Annotated in this window: 13 protein-coding genes; 11 read left to right on the top strand and 2 right to left on the bottom strand. The window is 65.6% G+C overall.

Annotated elements, in window-relative coordinates:
* Positions 1 to 89 precede the first annotated feature (89 nt).
* The 11 genes from ACKWRH_RS15200 to ACKWRH_RS15150 all read left to right on the top strand — a co-directional run bounded on the left by ACKWRH_RS15200 (position 90) and on the right by ACKWRH_RS15150 (position 10,950).
* On the top strand, positions 90 to 413 hold the full coding sequence (locus ACKWRH_RS15200) for a Dabb family protein (protein ID WP_441268575.1): 324 nt from the start codon (positions 90 to 92) through the stop codon (positions 411 to 413).
* Positions 410 to 1,489: a maleylacetate reductase gene (locus tag ACKWRH_RS15195; RefSeq protein ID WP_445221209.1), complete on the top strand. Its 1,080-nt coding sequence runs from the start codon at positions 410 to 412 to the stop codon at positions 1,487 to 1,489. Before ACKWRH_RS15200 ends, ACKWRH_RS15195 begins: the two co-directional genes overlap by 4 nt.
* Before the next feature lie 4 nt (positions 1,490 to 1,493).
* A complete protein-coding gene (locus tag ACKWRH_RS15190) occupies positions 1,494 to 2,867 on the top strand; it encodes an amidohydrolase family protein (RefSeq protein WP_445221208.1) in 1,374 nt (457 codons plus the stop codon).
* 21 nt (positions 2,868 to 2,888) lie between these two features.
* Positions 2,889 to 3,791: an NAD(P)-dependent oxidoreductase gene (locus ACKWRH_RS15185; RefSeq protein ID WP_445221207.1), complete on the top strand. Its 903-nt coding sequence runs from the start codon at positions 2,889 to 2,891 to the stop codon at positions 3,789 to 3,791.
* A gap of 14 nt (positions 3,792 to 3,805) precedes the next feature.
* A complete protein-coding gene (locus ACKWRH_RS15180) occupies positions 3,806 to 4,690 on the top strand; it encodes an intradiol ring-cleavage dioxygenase (RefSeq protein WP_445221206.1) in 885 nt (294 codons plus the stop codon).
* 54 nt (positions 4,691 to 4,744) lie between these two features.
* Entirely contained in the window at positions 4,745 to 6,139 is a 1,395-nt protein-coding gene (locus ACKWRH_RS15175) for an FAD-linked oxidase C-terminal domain-containing protein (protein ID WP_445221205.1), read from the top strand.
* Positions 6,136 to 7,662 carry a sugar ABC transporter ATP-binding protein gene (locus tag ACKWRH_RS15170; protein WP_445221204.1) on the top strand — a complete coding sequence of 509 codons (1,527 nt, stop codon included), beginning with the start codon at positions 6,136 to 6,138 and terminating at the stop codon, positions 7,660 to 7,662. Before ACKWRH_RS15175 ends, ACKWRH_RS15170 begins: the two co-directional genes overlap by 4 nt.
* Complete coding sequence (locus ACKWRH_RS15165) at positions 7,655 to 8,605, top strand: ABC transporter permease (RefSeq protein WP_445221203.1); 951 nt, start codon at positions 7,655 to 7,657, stop codon at positions 8,603 to 8,605. Before ACKWRH_RS15170 ends, ACKWRH_RS15165 begins: the two co-directional genes overlap by 8 nt.
* Positions 8,602 to 9,579, top strand: coding sequence for an ABC transporter permease (locus ACKWRH_RS15160; protein ID WP_014496503.1), 978 nt, complete (start codon positions 8,602 to 8,604; stop codon positions 9,577 to 9,579). Before ACKWRH_RS15165 ends, ACKWRH_RS15160 begins: the two co-directional genes overlap by 4 nt.
* Positions 9,580 to 9,621: 42 nt before the next feature.
* Positions 9,622 to 10,596: a sugar ABC transporter substrate-binding protein gene (locus tag ACKWRH_RS15155; protein WP_445221202.1), complete on the top strand. Its 975-nt coding sequence runs from the start codon at positions 9,622 to 9,624 to the stop codon at positions 10,594 to 10,596.
* Positions 10,597 to 10,662: 66 nt separating this feature from the next.
* Positions 10,663 to 10,950, top strand: a complete 288-nt coding sequence (locus ACKWRH_RS15150; RefSeq protein ID WP_445221201.1) for a YciI family protein — start codon at positions 10,663 to 10,665, stop codon at positions 10,948 to 10,950.
* 6 nt (positions 10,951 to 10,956) lie between these two features.
* On the opposite strand, the gene ACKWRH_RS15145 is transcribed toward ACKWRH_RS15150, so the two are convergent.
* Positions 10,957 to 11,934: an ABC transporter ATP-binding protein gene (locus ACKWRH_RS15145; protein WP_445221200.1), complete on the bottom strand. Its 978-nt coding sequence runs from the start codon at positions 11,932 to 11,934 to the stop codon at positions 10,957 to 10,959.
* A complete protein-coding gene (locus ACKWRH_RS15140) occupies positions 11,931 to 12,920 on the bottom strand; it encodes an ABC transporter ATP-binding protein (RefSeq protein WP_028148435.1) in 990 nt (329 codons plus the stop codon). The genes ACKWRH_RS15145 and ACKWRH_RS15140 overlap by 4 nt, the downstream gene beginning before the upstream one ends.
* Positions 12,921 to 12,932: the final 12 nt, after the last annotated feature.

Below are 12,932 nucleotides of genomic sequence, written 5' to 3'. Positions count from 1 at the left end.
GAGACTTACAAATATTGACCTTTATTTCCGTATCCCGCAAGTCAAAATGGCCAGAACACAAGCAAGATAGCAGGCGAGGAAACTTGGAAATGTCGGGCCCGATCAGGCACATCGTGATGTGGCGGCTGCGCGGGGAGACCCCCGAGGAGCGGTCCGCCGCCCGGGTGAAGGTCAAGACCCTGTTCGAGGGCCTGCGCGGCCGGATCGACGGCCTCACCCACATCGAGGTCGGCGTTGACGTCAGCGATGTCGATTACGCCTGCGACGTGGTGCTGTTCTCCGAATTTGCCGACCAGGCCGCACTCGCCGCCTATGCCACCCACCCGGAACATTTGCGCGTCCGCGAGGCGCTGGGCGACTTGCGGATCGGACGCTTCCAGGTCGATTATCCCATCAAAGAGACCGGCGCATGATCGGTTCGTTCACCTTTGAAAACCTGCCCTGCCGCGTCGTGTTCGGCAGCGGAACGCTCGCCTCCGCCAAACCCGAGATCGAGCGGCTCGGCGGCAAGCGCGCGCTGGTGCTGACGACGCCGCAGCAGGAGGCGCAAGGCAAGAGCTTGGGGGCCGCGCTCGGTTCGCTTTATGCCGGCATCTTTCCCGGCGCGACCATGCATACCCCGATCGACGTCACCGAGCGCGCGCTCGCGGCGATGAAGGCATGCGAGGCCGATTGCGTCGTCTCGCTCGGCGGCGGCTCGACCACCGGTCTCGGCAAGGCGCTGGCCCTGCGCACCGGAATCAACCAGCTCTGCATTCCCACCACCTATGCCGGCTCGGAGATGACGCCGATCGTCGGCCAGACCGAGAATGGCCTGAAGACGACGGTGCGCGACGCCGCCGTGCTGCCGGAGACCGTGATCTACGATGTCGACCTCACCCTGACGCTGCCGGCGAGCCTGGCTGCGACATCCGGCATCAACGCGATCGCGCATGCGGTTGAAGCGCTCTATGCGCGCGACACCAATCCCGTGACATCGCTGATGGCGGAGGAAGGCATCCGCGCGATCGCGCGCGCCCTGCCCGCGATTGCAGCCAAAAGCGATGACCGCGAGGCTCGCACTGAGGCACTCTACGGCGCCTGGCTGTGCGGCGTCTGCCTCGGCACGGTCGGCATGGCGCTGCATCACAAGCTCTGCCACACGCTCGGCGGCACCTTCGATCTGCCGCATGCCGAAACCCACACCATCGTGCTGCCGCATGCGCTGGCCTACAACGCACCGGCGGTGCCCGATGCGATGGCGCGGATCTCGCGCGCGGTCGGGGCGGCCGACGCGTCCCAGGGGCTCTACGACCTCGCGAAGCGGCTGGGCGCGAAGCTGGCGTTGCGCGACATCGGCATGCCCGAAAGCGGCATCGACAAGGCCGCCGATCTCGCCGTCACCAACGCCTACTGGAACCCGCGCCCGCTCCAGCGCAATGCCATCCGCGAGCTGATCGCCCGCGCCTGGGCCGGCGAGCCGCCTGTTACCATCAAAGCGGCGGCCTGAACCGATGCGGCGCACGCTGATCAAATCCGCTGTCATCATCAGCATGGATGAGGCGATTGGCGACCTCAACACCGGCGATGTGCTGGTCGAGGGCAACCGCATCGTCGACGTGCGCCCATCGATCGACCTCGGCAGCGGCGCTTCCGAAACCGAGATCGTGGACGGCACCGGGCGCATCGTCATCCCCGGCCTGATCAACGCGCATATGCATACCTGGCAAACCGCGTTGCGCGGCTATGCAGCCAACTGGACGCTGCTGGAATATTTCCGTCGCATGCATGCCGGGCTCGCGACCGTGTTCCGGCCCGACGACATCCACATTGCGACCCTCGTCGGTGCGCTGAACCAGATCAATTGCGGCACCACCACGCTGGTCGATTGGTGCCACAACAATCCGACGCCTGACCATACCGATGCCGCCGTGCGCGGGCTGATCGAGAGCGGCATCCGCGCCGCCTACTTCCACGGCTCGCCAAAACCCGAGCCGAAGCCGGGCGAGCCGCACTTCTCCGAGATTCCGCATCCGCGCCGCGAGGTCGAGCGGCTGCTGGCCGGTCCCCTCGCCGACCGCGATGGCCTCGTCACGCTCGGGCTTGCGATTCTCGGACCGCACTATTCGACGCTCGACGTCGCCATGCACGACTTCCGCCTGGCGCGCGAGCTCAACCTGATCGCATCCATGCATCAGGGCGGCGGTCCGGCCAAGACGCCCGGCGGCTGGGAGAAGCTGATCGAGGCCGGCCTCGTCGGCGCCGGCATCAACATCGTTCATGGCAACGATCTGCCCGACGACCTCCTCGACAAGATGGTCGACCTCGGCGTGTCCTTCTCGGTGACGCCGGAGAACGAGATGATCCAGGGCCACGGCTTTCCGATTACCGGGCGGCTGCTCAAGCGCGGCGTGCGCCCGACCATCGGGATCGACCTGGAATCCGTGCTGGCCGGCGATCTCTTCTCCGTCGCGCGCGTCGCGCTGTCGATGCAGCGGGCGCTCGACAATGCGGAGTCGCGTCAAGTGAGCGGCACCATTCCGGCGACCACCACGATTCCCGTCCGCGAGGCGCTGCGCTGGATCACGACCGAAGGCGCGCGCATGCTGGGCCGCGATCGCCAGATCGGCTCGCTGACGCCGGGCAAGCTCGCTGATCTCGTCGTCATCAACGCATCCGATCTCAACCTTGTCCCGGTGCACGATCCTGTCGCGACCGTCGTGATGCAGACGAGCCTCACCAATATCGAGGCAGTCATGATCGGCGGCGCCTGGAAGAAGCGGGATGGCCGGCTTTTGGTTGACGGGCTGGACGCGAAGAAAGAGTTGCTGACTCAATCCGGCCGGCGGCTGGTGCAGGACATCGAACGACAGGGACGCGCCGCCTGAAGGCGCCAATGGATGAGATCAATGACCGACGCTTCAAGGAATGTCGCTTTCATCGGGATCGGCAAGATGGGCCTGCCGATGTCGGCGCTCGTCGCCAAGGCCGGCTACGCCGTGACAGCGTTCGATCAGAGCGCAGCCCGGATCAACGAGGCGCGCGCGCAAGGCATTTCGATTGCCGCTTCGCCGGCCGAGGCCGTGAGCGGCATGGCGGCGGTCATCACGTCCCTGCCGGATGACGTCGCCTTGCGCGGCGCGTTGCTCGGCCCCGCCGGTCTGATCGCCGCGATGACTACTGGATCTGTTCTGATCGAGACCAGCACCGTGAGCGTCGAGGCCTCCACCGAAGTTGCGGCCGCTTCTCAAGCCGGCGGCATTGCCTATCTGCGTTCGCCGGTCTCCGGCAACGCCAGCATCGTTCATACCGGCGCCCTGACCTGCTTCGTCTCCGGGCCGAAGGATGCCTTCGACACCGCCAAGTCTCTGTTCGCTGCTTTCACCCGCGCCCAGACCTATCTCGGGCCGGCCGAGGAAGCGCGCTACGCAAAACTCTCGGTCAATCTGATGATCGCGGTATCGGCCGCGATGATGGCGGAGAGCCTCGCGCTCGCCCGCAAGGGCGGCATCGCCTGGCAGGACATTTTGAAGGTGCTCGACGACAGCGCTGTGGCCTCGCCGATGGTGAAGTACAAGACCGCGCCCCTGCGGACGCGCGACTTCGAGTCCACCTTCTCCTGCAAGCAGATGGCCAAGGATCTCGATCTCATCTTAGGCGCCGGCCATGCCGTCGGCGTACCCTTGCAGCTCGCCGCGCAGGTGCGCGAGACCTATGGCTCACTGGTCGCGCAGGGTGACGGCGACACCGACTTCATCGCGACCGTCAAGCACCTGGAACGTCTGTCCGGGCTTGGCGAACCCAAACTCTGATCGCGGAGACACCGATGCGCAATTTCAACGAGAATACGATCACCGACGCGGTGCTGGAGCGGATCAAGGACGCGACCGATCCACGCATCAAAGAGGTCAGCGAGGCGCTGGTGCGCCACCTTCATGCCTTCGTCCGCGAGATCCGTCCGACCCAGAAGGAATGGGAATACGGCATCGATTTCCTGACCCGCACCGGGCACATGTGCGACGACAAGCGCCAGGAATTCATCCTGCTGTCCGACACGCTCGGCGTCTCCATGCTGGTCGACGCGATCAACCATCCCGTGCCGGAAGGCGCGACCGAGACGACGGTGCTCGGCCCGTTCTTCGTCCAGGCCGCGCCGGAGAAGGATAGCGGCGCGGATATCTCGGGGCCGATGGAAGGCGATCCGATGCTGGTCACCGGCTCGGTCTCGACCGTCGACGGACAACCGCTTGCGGGGGCCATCGTGGATGTCTGGCATTCCGACGACGACGGCTATTACGACGTGCAGCAGCTCGACGACATCGGCGATCTCGCGATGCGCGCGCGCTTTCATACCGACGCCAATGGCCGTTTCCATTTCTGGTCGATCAAGCCGGCCGCCTATCCGATCCCGCATGACGGCCCTGTCGGCGAGATGCTGGAGGTGCAGGGCCGCCATCCCTGGCGCCCCGCCCATGTCCATTTCATGATCTCGGCGCCCGGCTTCGAGCAGCTCGTGACCCATGTGTTCGTCGCCGGTGACAAATATCTCGACAGCGACGTGGTGTTCGGCGTCAAGGACAGCCTGATCCGCGAATTCACTGGCCATCCTGCCGGCCGTGCGCCGGATGGTCGCATGGTGGAGCGCGACTATTTCCACCTCAATTACGATTTCGGCCTGAAGCAGGTCGCGAGCAACGCGAGAGCCGCCTAGGCTAAACGACGGACCAGCAAGAGTCCGGCAACAGGGAGCAGACGGGAGCTAAGGATGGGACCGCGGGTCAGCACGAGCATATTGGCCGATCGCCTCACCGGCATGATCGGCCCGCGCGCGAGCGTTGCGCGCGGCGTGCTCGATCAGCACGGGCAGAGCGAATCGCACTATCGCAATTTACCGCCCGACATCGTCGTCTTCCCGGAAACCACGCAGGAGGTCGCGGACATCGTGACGCTCTGCGCCAGCGCCGGCATGCCGATCGTCCCGTTCGGCGCGGGCACCTCGCTCGAAGGCAATGCGGCTTCGGTCGCGGGTGGCGTCTGCTTCGACTTCGCACGCATGAACAAGATGCTGACGGTGCATGACAGCGACATGGACGTCGTCGTACAGCCCGGCATCACCCGAAAGCAGCTCAATGCGGAGCTGCGCGGCACCGGACTTTTCTTTCCGATCGACCCCGGCGCCGACGCCTCGATCGGCGGCATGACGTCCACGCGTGCGTCCGGCACCATGGCAGTGCGCTACGGCACCATGAAGGACAATGTCATGGCGCTGGAGGTGGTGCTGGCCGACGGGCGCGTGATCCGGACCGCAAGGCGCGCGCGCAAATCGGCCGCCGGCTATGACCTGACGCGGATGTTCGTCGGCGCGGAAGGCACGCTTGGCGTCATCACCGAAGTCACTTTGAAGGTGCATCCCGTTCCGCAGGCGATCTCGGCCGCGGTTTGCAGCTTCGACACCTTGCACGATGCCGTGGACACCGCGATCTCCGTGATTCAGTCCGCGATCCCCGTGGCACGCATCGAGCTGCTCGACGACGTCATGATGCGCGGCATCAACGCCTACGCGAAGCTCGGCTATCGCGAGGCCCCCACCTTGTTCTTCGAATTCCACGGCTCCGAGACGTCCGTCGCCGAGCAGGCCGAAGCCGCGCAGGCGATCGCCGCTGACCATGGTGGCCATGGTTTTGCCTGGACGAAGGCGCAGGAAGACCGCAGCCGGCTCTGGCACGCCCGCGACAACACGCTTTATGCGGGCCTGGGCTTGCGGCCCGGCGCACGCGCCGTGATCACCGATGTCTGCGTGCCGATCTCTCGGCTGGCCGAATGCCTGACCGAGACCAGGCGCGACGCGGACGAGCACGGTTTCACCGCCCCGATCGTCGGCCATGTCGGCGACGGCAATTTCCACATGCTGATCCTGATCGACCCGGCCAAGCCGGACGAGGCCGAAGGCGCCAAGGCGCTGCAGGCCCGCATGGTCGCGCGCGCCATCGCCATGGACGGCACCTGCACCGGCGAGCACGGCATCGGGCTCGGCAAGATCGATTATCTCACTGATGAGCTCGGCGAGGCCGTCGATGTGATGCGATCGATCAAGACCGCGCTCGATCCTAATGGACTGATGAATCCCGGAAAGATTTTTGCGAGCCGAGTGCACCCATGAGCAGCGCCGCATTGGCCATCGAGCCCGCCTCCCCTACGCCACTGCTGGAGCTGCGTGGCATCAGCAAGGAGTTTCCCGGCGTCAAGGCGCTGGATGATGTCTCCTTTGCCATCTACCCCGGCGAAGTCCATATGCTGTTGGGGGAGAACGGCGCCGGCAAGTCGAGCCTGATGAAGGTGCTGTGCGGCGCCTACCGCGCCGATGCCGGCGAGTTCTACTACAAGGGCGACAAGGTCGCGATCTCTTCGACCGCGGATGCGCAGAAGCTCGGCATTGCCGTGATCTTCCAGGAATTCTCGCTGGTCCCCCATCTCGATATCGCCCAGAACATCTTCCTCGGCCGCGAGCCGAAGGGCCGCATTCCCGGCACCATCGACCGCCGCAAGATCCTGGCCGACGCCAGGCGCGTGCTCGGCACGATCGGGTTCGAGATCGATCCCTCCACAACCATCGACAAGTTAGGGGTGGCGCAGCAGCAGATGGTCGAGATCGCGAAGGCGATCAGCCAGAACGCGCGCATCCTGGTCATGGACGAGCCGACCGCGGCGCTGTCCGACCGCGAGACCGAGCTGCTGTTCGCCCTGATCGCGCGACTGAAGGCGGACGGCGTCTCGATCGTCTATATCTCTCACCGCATGGCCGAGGTGTTCGCACTCGGCGACCGCATCACGGTGCTGCGCGACGGCCGTCGCATCGACGGCGTTCGCCCCGCTGACGTCACGCCGGACCAGCTCGTTCGCATGATGGTCGGCCGCAACGTCGACATGACCTATCCGCGCAACTTTGCCGACAAGCCCGGCGAGCTGCTGCTCGAGGTCAAGGGCTTGAGCTCGTCGACCGGCATCTCCGATATCAACATCGAGGTGCGCCGGGGCGAGATCGTCGGCCTGTGCGGCCTGGTCGGTTCCGGCCGCAGCGAGGTCGCCCGCGCCATCTTCGGCGCCGATGCCGTGACGTCAGGCGAGATCATTTTCGACGGCAAGGCCATCTCCGGCGAGCCTGACCTTGCCGCCCGCCGCGGCATCGCGCTGATCCCGGAGAGCCGCAAGAGCGAAGGCCTCGCCTTGCTGCGGTCGGTGAGTGACAATCTGGTGGTGTCGGCGCTGCGAAAGCTGTTCCCGAGCGGCCTGTTCGACCAGCGCAGCGCACAGCGCACGTCCGACGGCCTGATCCGGCAGCTCCGCATCGCAACGCCAAGCGCGCGCCAGACTGTCGGCCTGCTCTCGGGCGGCAACCAGCAGAAGGTCGTGATCGGCAAGTGGCTGGCGGCCGGCTCAAAGCTCTTCATCTTCGACGAGCCGACGCGGGGCATCGACATCGGCGCCAAGTCCGAGATTTTTGCGCTGATCGACCGGCTGGTCGCCGAAGGCGCGGCGGCCTTGATGATCTCGTCCGAGCAGGTCGAGATCTGCCATGTCTGCGACCGCGCCTATGTGATGCGCGAGGGCCGCATCGCCGGACACCTGACCCGCAGCGAACTGACCGAGGAGAACATCGTGCGACTGGGGATGCATCATGCGTGAAGCCGCGGTCGTCTCACAATCCAATCCGTTGCAGCGCATTCCCGGCGTTGCCATCGTGCTCGTGCTGCTGATCGCCTTGTTCAGCGCCATCGCGCCCGGCTTCCTCTCGGTCGCCAACCTCTCCAACGTGCTGGTGCAGTCGACCATCCTGACCATGCTGGCGCTGCCGATGACCTTGATCATCATGACCGAGGGGCTGGACCTATCGATGGGCGCGGTGCTGACGCTGACCTCGCTCTGCGTCGCCATCGTGTCGCTCGCAACCAAGTCGATGCTGCTCGGCCTCGGTGCCGGGCTTCTTGTCGGCGCAGCCTTCGGCTTCGCCAACGGCTGGCTGGTCGCCATCGTCGGCATTCCGCCCTTCGTCGCGACGTTGGGCACGCTCGGCATGGCGCAGGGCCTGTCGCTGATCGTCAGCGATGGCCAGAGCGTGGTCGGCATCCCCCACAGCGTGCGCGACATCTATTCGGCCACGCTTCTCGGCGTGCCCGTGCCCATCGTGATGGCGCTGGTGACCTACGCGGCCTTCCACGGGCTGCTCTACCACACCCGCTTCGGCACCTACATCTTCGCGCTCGGCGGCAACCGCGAGGCGCTGCGCTATGCCGGCCTCTCGCCGAACAAGCTGCTGATCGCGGTCTACGCAATCGGCGGCGCCATGGCCGGCATTGCCGGCCTGCTGATGACCGCGCGCATGAATTCCGGCCACCCGACCGCGGGCCTCGGTCTCGAGTTCGACGCCATCGCCGCGGTCGCGGTCGGCGGCACCTCGTTCGAGCGCGGCAATGGCTGGCTGCTCGGCACGTTGCTCGGCGTGATCGCGGTCGGCGTGCTGCGCAACGGGCTCAACCTGATCTCGATGCCCTCCTCGGTGCAGGTCGCAAGCGTCGGCGTCCTCGTCATCGTCGCCCTCTTCCTCGACGGCCTGCGGAGCCGCGCATGACCGACATCTCCAAAGAGGCCCTCTCGCCGCCCCGCTCGTTCCTGTCGCAGGACGCGATCCAGGTGTTCTACCGCCTGCTCGCGGCGCTGCTGATCTGCGCGGTGCTCGCCGTGCTCAGCGACTCCTTCCTGAGCCTCGGCAACATCCTCAACGTGCTGAGACAAGCGAGCCTGACCTTCTTCATCGCGTCGGGACTGACGCTGGTCGTGCTCACCGCCGGCCTCGATCTCTCCGTCGGCGCCAATGTCGCGCTGTCCGCCTGCATCGCCGGCACAGTGATCCACAAGACCGGTTCGCCGGCGCTTGGCATCCTCACCGGCCTTGCCTGCGGCGGCATCGTTGGTCTCCTCAACGGCATCATGGTTACTGCGCTGCGCATCCCCTCCTTCATCGCCACCTATGGCATGCTCTGGGTGCTGAACGGCCTCACCTACTGGTACATGGCGGGCGAGACCCTGCACGGCTTCCCGGCAGGCTTCCGCCAGATCGGCAGCGGCTATCTGTTCGGCCTGCCGATCCCGGTCTACCTGCTGTTAGTGTTCCTCGGGATCGGAACGCTGTTTGCGCAGCGAACGATCTGGGGCCAGGAGATCTATGCGATCGGCGCCAATCCGGTCGCCGCCCGCCTCTCCGGCATTCCGGTCGCACGGCGCCTGCTGCTGGTCTACGCGGTCTCGGGCACCATGGCGGGGCTCGCCTCGATCATCTTCCTGTCGCGGCTCAATTCGGCTGAGGCCGACATCGGCGAAAGCCTGACGCTGCCCGCGATCGCAGCCGTGCTGATCGGCGGCACCTCGCTGTTCGGCGGTGTCGGCACCGTGTTCGGCACCTTCATCGGCGCGTTGATCCTGACGCTGGTGCTGAACGGCATGAACCTGCTGTCGGTCAGTGCCAACTGGCAGCCGCTCGTCACCGGCATCATCGTCATTCTCGCGGTCTGGCTCGACATGAAGACCCGCCGCCGCGCGCAATGAGCTCTTAGAAATCCAACAAGCAAAATGAGGGATGGAGGCAACATGAAACAGAAACTGGGCTATTTGGCGCTGCCGCTGCTGATGGCGGCCGCGTTCACCACCGACGTGCGTGCAGACGGCGAGACCATCGCCGTGTTCACCAAGAACCAGACCAATCCGTTCTTCCAGACGGTGCGGGTCGGTGCCGACAACATGGCGAAAGCGCTGAACGCGAAGACGCTGCAATACATCCCGACCAAGCCGGACTCGATCCCCGAGCAGCTCAGCCAGATCGAGGACGTCGTGGTGAAGAAGCCGAGCGCAATCGTCTTCACGCCGGTCGACTACAAGGCGATGGTGCCGGGCGTCGAGAAGATCAACGAGGCCAAGATCCCGGTCGTCAACATCACCGACCGCTCTGCCGGCGGCAAGTTCCTCTCCTTCGTCGGCGCCGACGATTACAGCCTCGGGCTGGAAACCGCGCGCTTCCTGCTCAAGACGCTGGGCGGCAAGGGCAACATCGTCATCATCGAGGGCGTGAAGGGCTCGCTGACCAATGTCGACCGCGTCCGCGGCTTCAATGACGCGCTGAAGGAGAATTCGGGCGCCAAGCTGCTGGCCTCGCAGCCCGGCAACTACCAGCGGCTGCAGGCGCTCCAGGTCATGGAAAACCTGATGCAGTCGAACTCGCAGATCGACGGCGTGCTGGCGGCCAATGATGCCATGGCGGTCGGCGCGATCGAGGCGCTCGACGGTGCCAACCGCAAGGCGCAGGTGATCGGCATCAACGGCACCAAGGAGGCGATCGACGCGATCAAGTCCGGCAAGCTGCTTGCGAGCGGCGACTACAACGGATTTGCGCAAGGGTGCCTCGGCACCATGATGGCGATCCGCAACTTGCGCAACCAGCCTGTCATCGCCGAGATCGTGCTGAAGCCGACCGTCATCACCAAGGACAATTACCAGCCGTTCGACGTGCCGCTGGAGCAACGGACCTGCCCGACCTTCGAGGACGCCGGCAAGCTCGGCGCCAAGTAGGTTAGCCTTTCAAGACGAGCATGGACGGCCGCATCTCGCGGCCGTCCCAAAAAGACGGAGACCACCATGCTGTTCGCCATTCACGCCCTCGACCGTACCGGCGCGCTGCCGACCCGGCTCGCCAATTACGACGCCCACAAGGCCTTCCTGAGCGACACATCGCGCTTCGGCGTCAAGATCGTGATGTCGGGGCCGCTCATCTCCGACGACGGCGCGAACATGATCGGCAGCCTGTTCCTGATCGAGGCGCCCGGCCGCGCCGAGGTCGAAGCCTTCAACCGCGCCGATCCCTTTGCCGCCGCCGGCATTTGGGAGAAGGTCACGATCACGGGCTTCCTGCGCCGCCAGGGTTGAAGGAGGCTACGGCGCCTCTTCGAGGTGACAGGCCACCCATTGCTCGGGGCCGGTCGAACGCAGCGTCGGCTCCTCCGTCCGGCAGCGATCGAAGACGTAGGGGCAACGGGTGTGGAAACGACACCCCTTCGGAGGATTGATCGGGCTCGGCACATCCCCCTTGAGGATGATGGGATTGCGCTGGGCGCCGGGCTCGGGCAGCGGCACCGCCGAGAGCAACGCCTTGGTGTAGGGGTGTCTTGGCGCCGCAAAGATCTCGCGGCGCGGCGCCACCTCGACGATCTTGCCGAGATACATCACCGCGACACGATGGGTCATGTGCTCGACGATGGCGAGGTCATGGCTGATGAACAGCAGCGCCAGGCCGAACTCACGCTGGAGGTCCTGCAAGAGATTGACGATCTGCGCCTTGACCGAGACGTCGAGCGCGGAGACCGCCTCGTCGCAGACGATCAGCTCGGGCTCGGCTGCGAGCGCCCGCGCGATACCGATGCGCTGGCGCTGGCCGCCGGAGAATTCGTGCGGCCGGCGATTGAGCGCCTCGCGTGGCAGCCGCACGGTGTCCATCAGCGCCGTCACGCGCGTTTCGAGATCGGCTGCCGACTTGGCGAGGCCGAAATTGCGGATCGGCTCGGCCAGGATGTCGCGCACGCGCATACGCGGATTGAGGCTCGAGAACGGATCCTGGAACACCACCTGCACGCGGCGGCGCATCTGGCGCATCGTGCTCGGGTGGGCGTCGTCGATGCGCTGGCCGTCGAGGATCACCTGGCCCGCGGTGATGTCGAACAGCCGCAGGATGGCGCGGCCGACCGTCGACTTGCCGCAACCGGACTCGCCGACCAGCGACAGCGTCTCGCCCTTCGCGATCTCGAAGGACACGCCGTCAACCGCATAGACCCATTCGGACTTGCGGCCGAACAGCCCCTTGTTGACCGGAAAGTGCTTCTTGAGGTCGTTGACCTGGAGCAACGGAGGGCTCATGCCGCGATGGCCCCCTTGGCGGCGTAGTGGCAGGCGGCGACGTGACGAGGCGCCTTCTCTTCGAGCCCCGGCGCATATTGGCGGCAGAGATCGGTTGCGAGCGCGCAGCGGCCTGCGAAGACGCAGCCGATGATGGGCTTGCGCAGATCAGGCACCTGCCCCGGGATTTCGGCCAGCCGCCTCGCGGTGCCTGTTAGCGAGGAGCCGAGCCGCGGCACTGCGCCGAGCAGGCCTTGCGTATAGGGATGACGGGGCGAGCGGAACAGCTCGGCCACGGGCGCCTCCTCGACCTTGCGGCCGGCATACATCACCATGACGCGCTCGGCGATCTCGGCGACGACGCCAAGATCGTGGGTGATCAGGATGATCGCCGCACCGACCCGGCGCTTGAGATCGAGCATCAGCTTCAGGATCTGTGCCTGGATGGTCACGTCGAGCGCGGTGGTCGGCTCGTCCGCGATCAGGAGCTTCGGATTGCAGGCCAGCGCGATCGCGATCATCACGCGCTGGCGCATGCCGCCGGAGAGCTGGTGCGGATATTCCCGCACGCGCCGCTTCGGCTCGGGAATGCCGACCAGCGTCAGCATCTCGATCGCATGCGCCTCGGCGGCCTGTTTGTCCAGGCCCTGATGGATCATCAGCGTCTCGCGGATCTGGCGGCCGACCGTCAGAACCGGGTTGAGGCTCGTCATCGGCTCCTGAAAGATCATCGAGATGTCGTTGCCGCGGATCGCGCGCATCTCGCGATCGGACAGTTGCAGCAGGTCCCTGCCCGCAAAACGAACGGCACCCGCGATCCTGCCCGGCGGCTCCGGAATCAGCCGCATCAGCGACATCGAGGTCACCGACTTGCCGCAGCCGGATTCGCCGACGATGGCGAGCGTCTCGCCTTCGTTGACATGAAAGGACACGCCGTCGACCGCGCGGTTGATGCCGCCGGGCGTGCGAAAGTGGGTCTGGAGGTTCTCGACTTCGAGCAAAGCCATCGCGATCAACCT

This window comes from Bradyrhizobium sp. Pa8, from assembly GCF_052588265.1.
The sequence above is the reverse complement of the archived record's forward strand: the minus strand, read 5'-3'. Positions and strand labels throughout refer to the sequence as shown.

What these genes read in the sequence shown, in the direction of transcription:
- ACKWRH_RS15195 (WP_445221209.1), top strand. Translation starts at nt 410, where the DNA reads ATGATCGGTTCGTTCACCTTTGAAAACCTGCCCTGCCGCGTCGTGTTC.
- ACKWRH_RS15150 (WP_445221201.1), top strand. Translation starts at nt 10,663, where the DNA reads ATGCTGTTCGCCATTCACGCCCTCGACCGTACCGGCGCGCTGCCGACC.
- ACKWRH_RS15155 (WP_445221202.1), top strand. Translation starts at nt 9,622, where the DNA reads ATGAAACAGAAACTGGGCTATTTGGCGCTGCCGCTGCTGATGGCGGCC.
- ACKWRH_RS15200 (WP_441268575.1), top strand. Translation starts at nt 90, where the DNA reads ATGTCGGGCCCGATCAGGCACATCGTGATGTGGCGGCTGCGCGGGGAG.
- ACKWRH_RS15140 (WP_028148435.1), bottom strand. Translation starts at nt 12,920, where the DNA reads ATGGCTTTGCTCGAAGTCGAGAACCTCCAGACCCACTTTCGCACGCCC.
- ACKWRH_RS15160 (WP_014496503.1), top strand. Translation starts at nt 8,602, where the DNA reads ATGACCGACATCTCCAAAGAGGCCCTCTCGCCGCCCCGCTCGTTCCTG.
- ACKWRH_RS15180 (WP_445221206.1), top strand. Translation starts at nt 3,806, where the DNA reads ATGCGCAATTTCAACGAGAATACGATCACCGACGCGGTGCTGGAGCGG.
- ACKWRH_RS15185 (WP_445221207.1), top strand. Translation starts at nt 2,889, where the DNA reads ATGACCGACGCTTCAAGGAATGTCGCTTTCATCGGGATCGGCAAGATG.
- ACKWRH_RS15165 (WP_445221203.1), top strand. Translation starts at nt 7,655, where the DNA reads ATGCGTGAAGCCGCGGTCGTCTCACAATCCAATCCGTTGCAGCGCATT.
- ACKWRH_RS15190 (WP_445221208.1), top strand. Translation starts at nt 1,494, where the DNA reads ATGCGGCGCACGCTGATCAAATCCGCTGTCATCATCAGCATGGATGAG.
- ACKWRH_RS15175 (WP_445221205.1), top strand. Translation starts at nt 4,745, where the DNA reads ATGGGACCGCGGGTCAGCACGAGCATATTGGCCGATCGCCTCACCGGC.
- ACKWRH_RS15145 (WP_445221200.1), bottom strand. Translation starts at nt 11,934, where the DNA reads ATGAGCCCTCCGTTGCTCCAGGTCAACGACCTCAAGAAGCACTTTCCG.
- ACKWRH_RS15170 (WP_445221204.1), top strand. Translation starts at nt 6,136, where the DNA reads ATGAGCAGCGCCGCATTGGCCATCGAGCCCGCCTCCCCTACGCCACTG.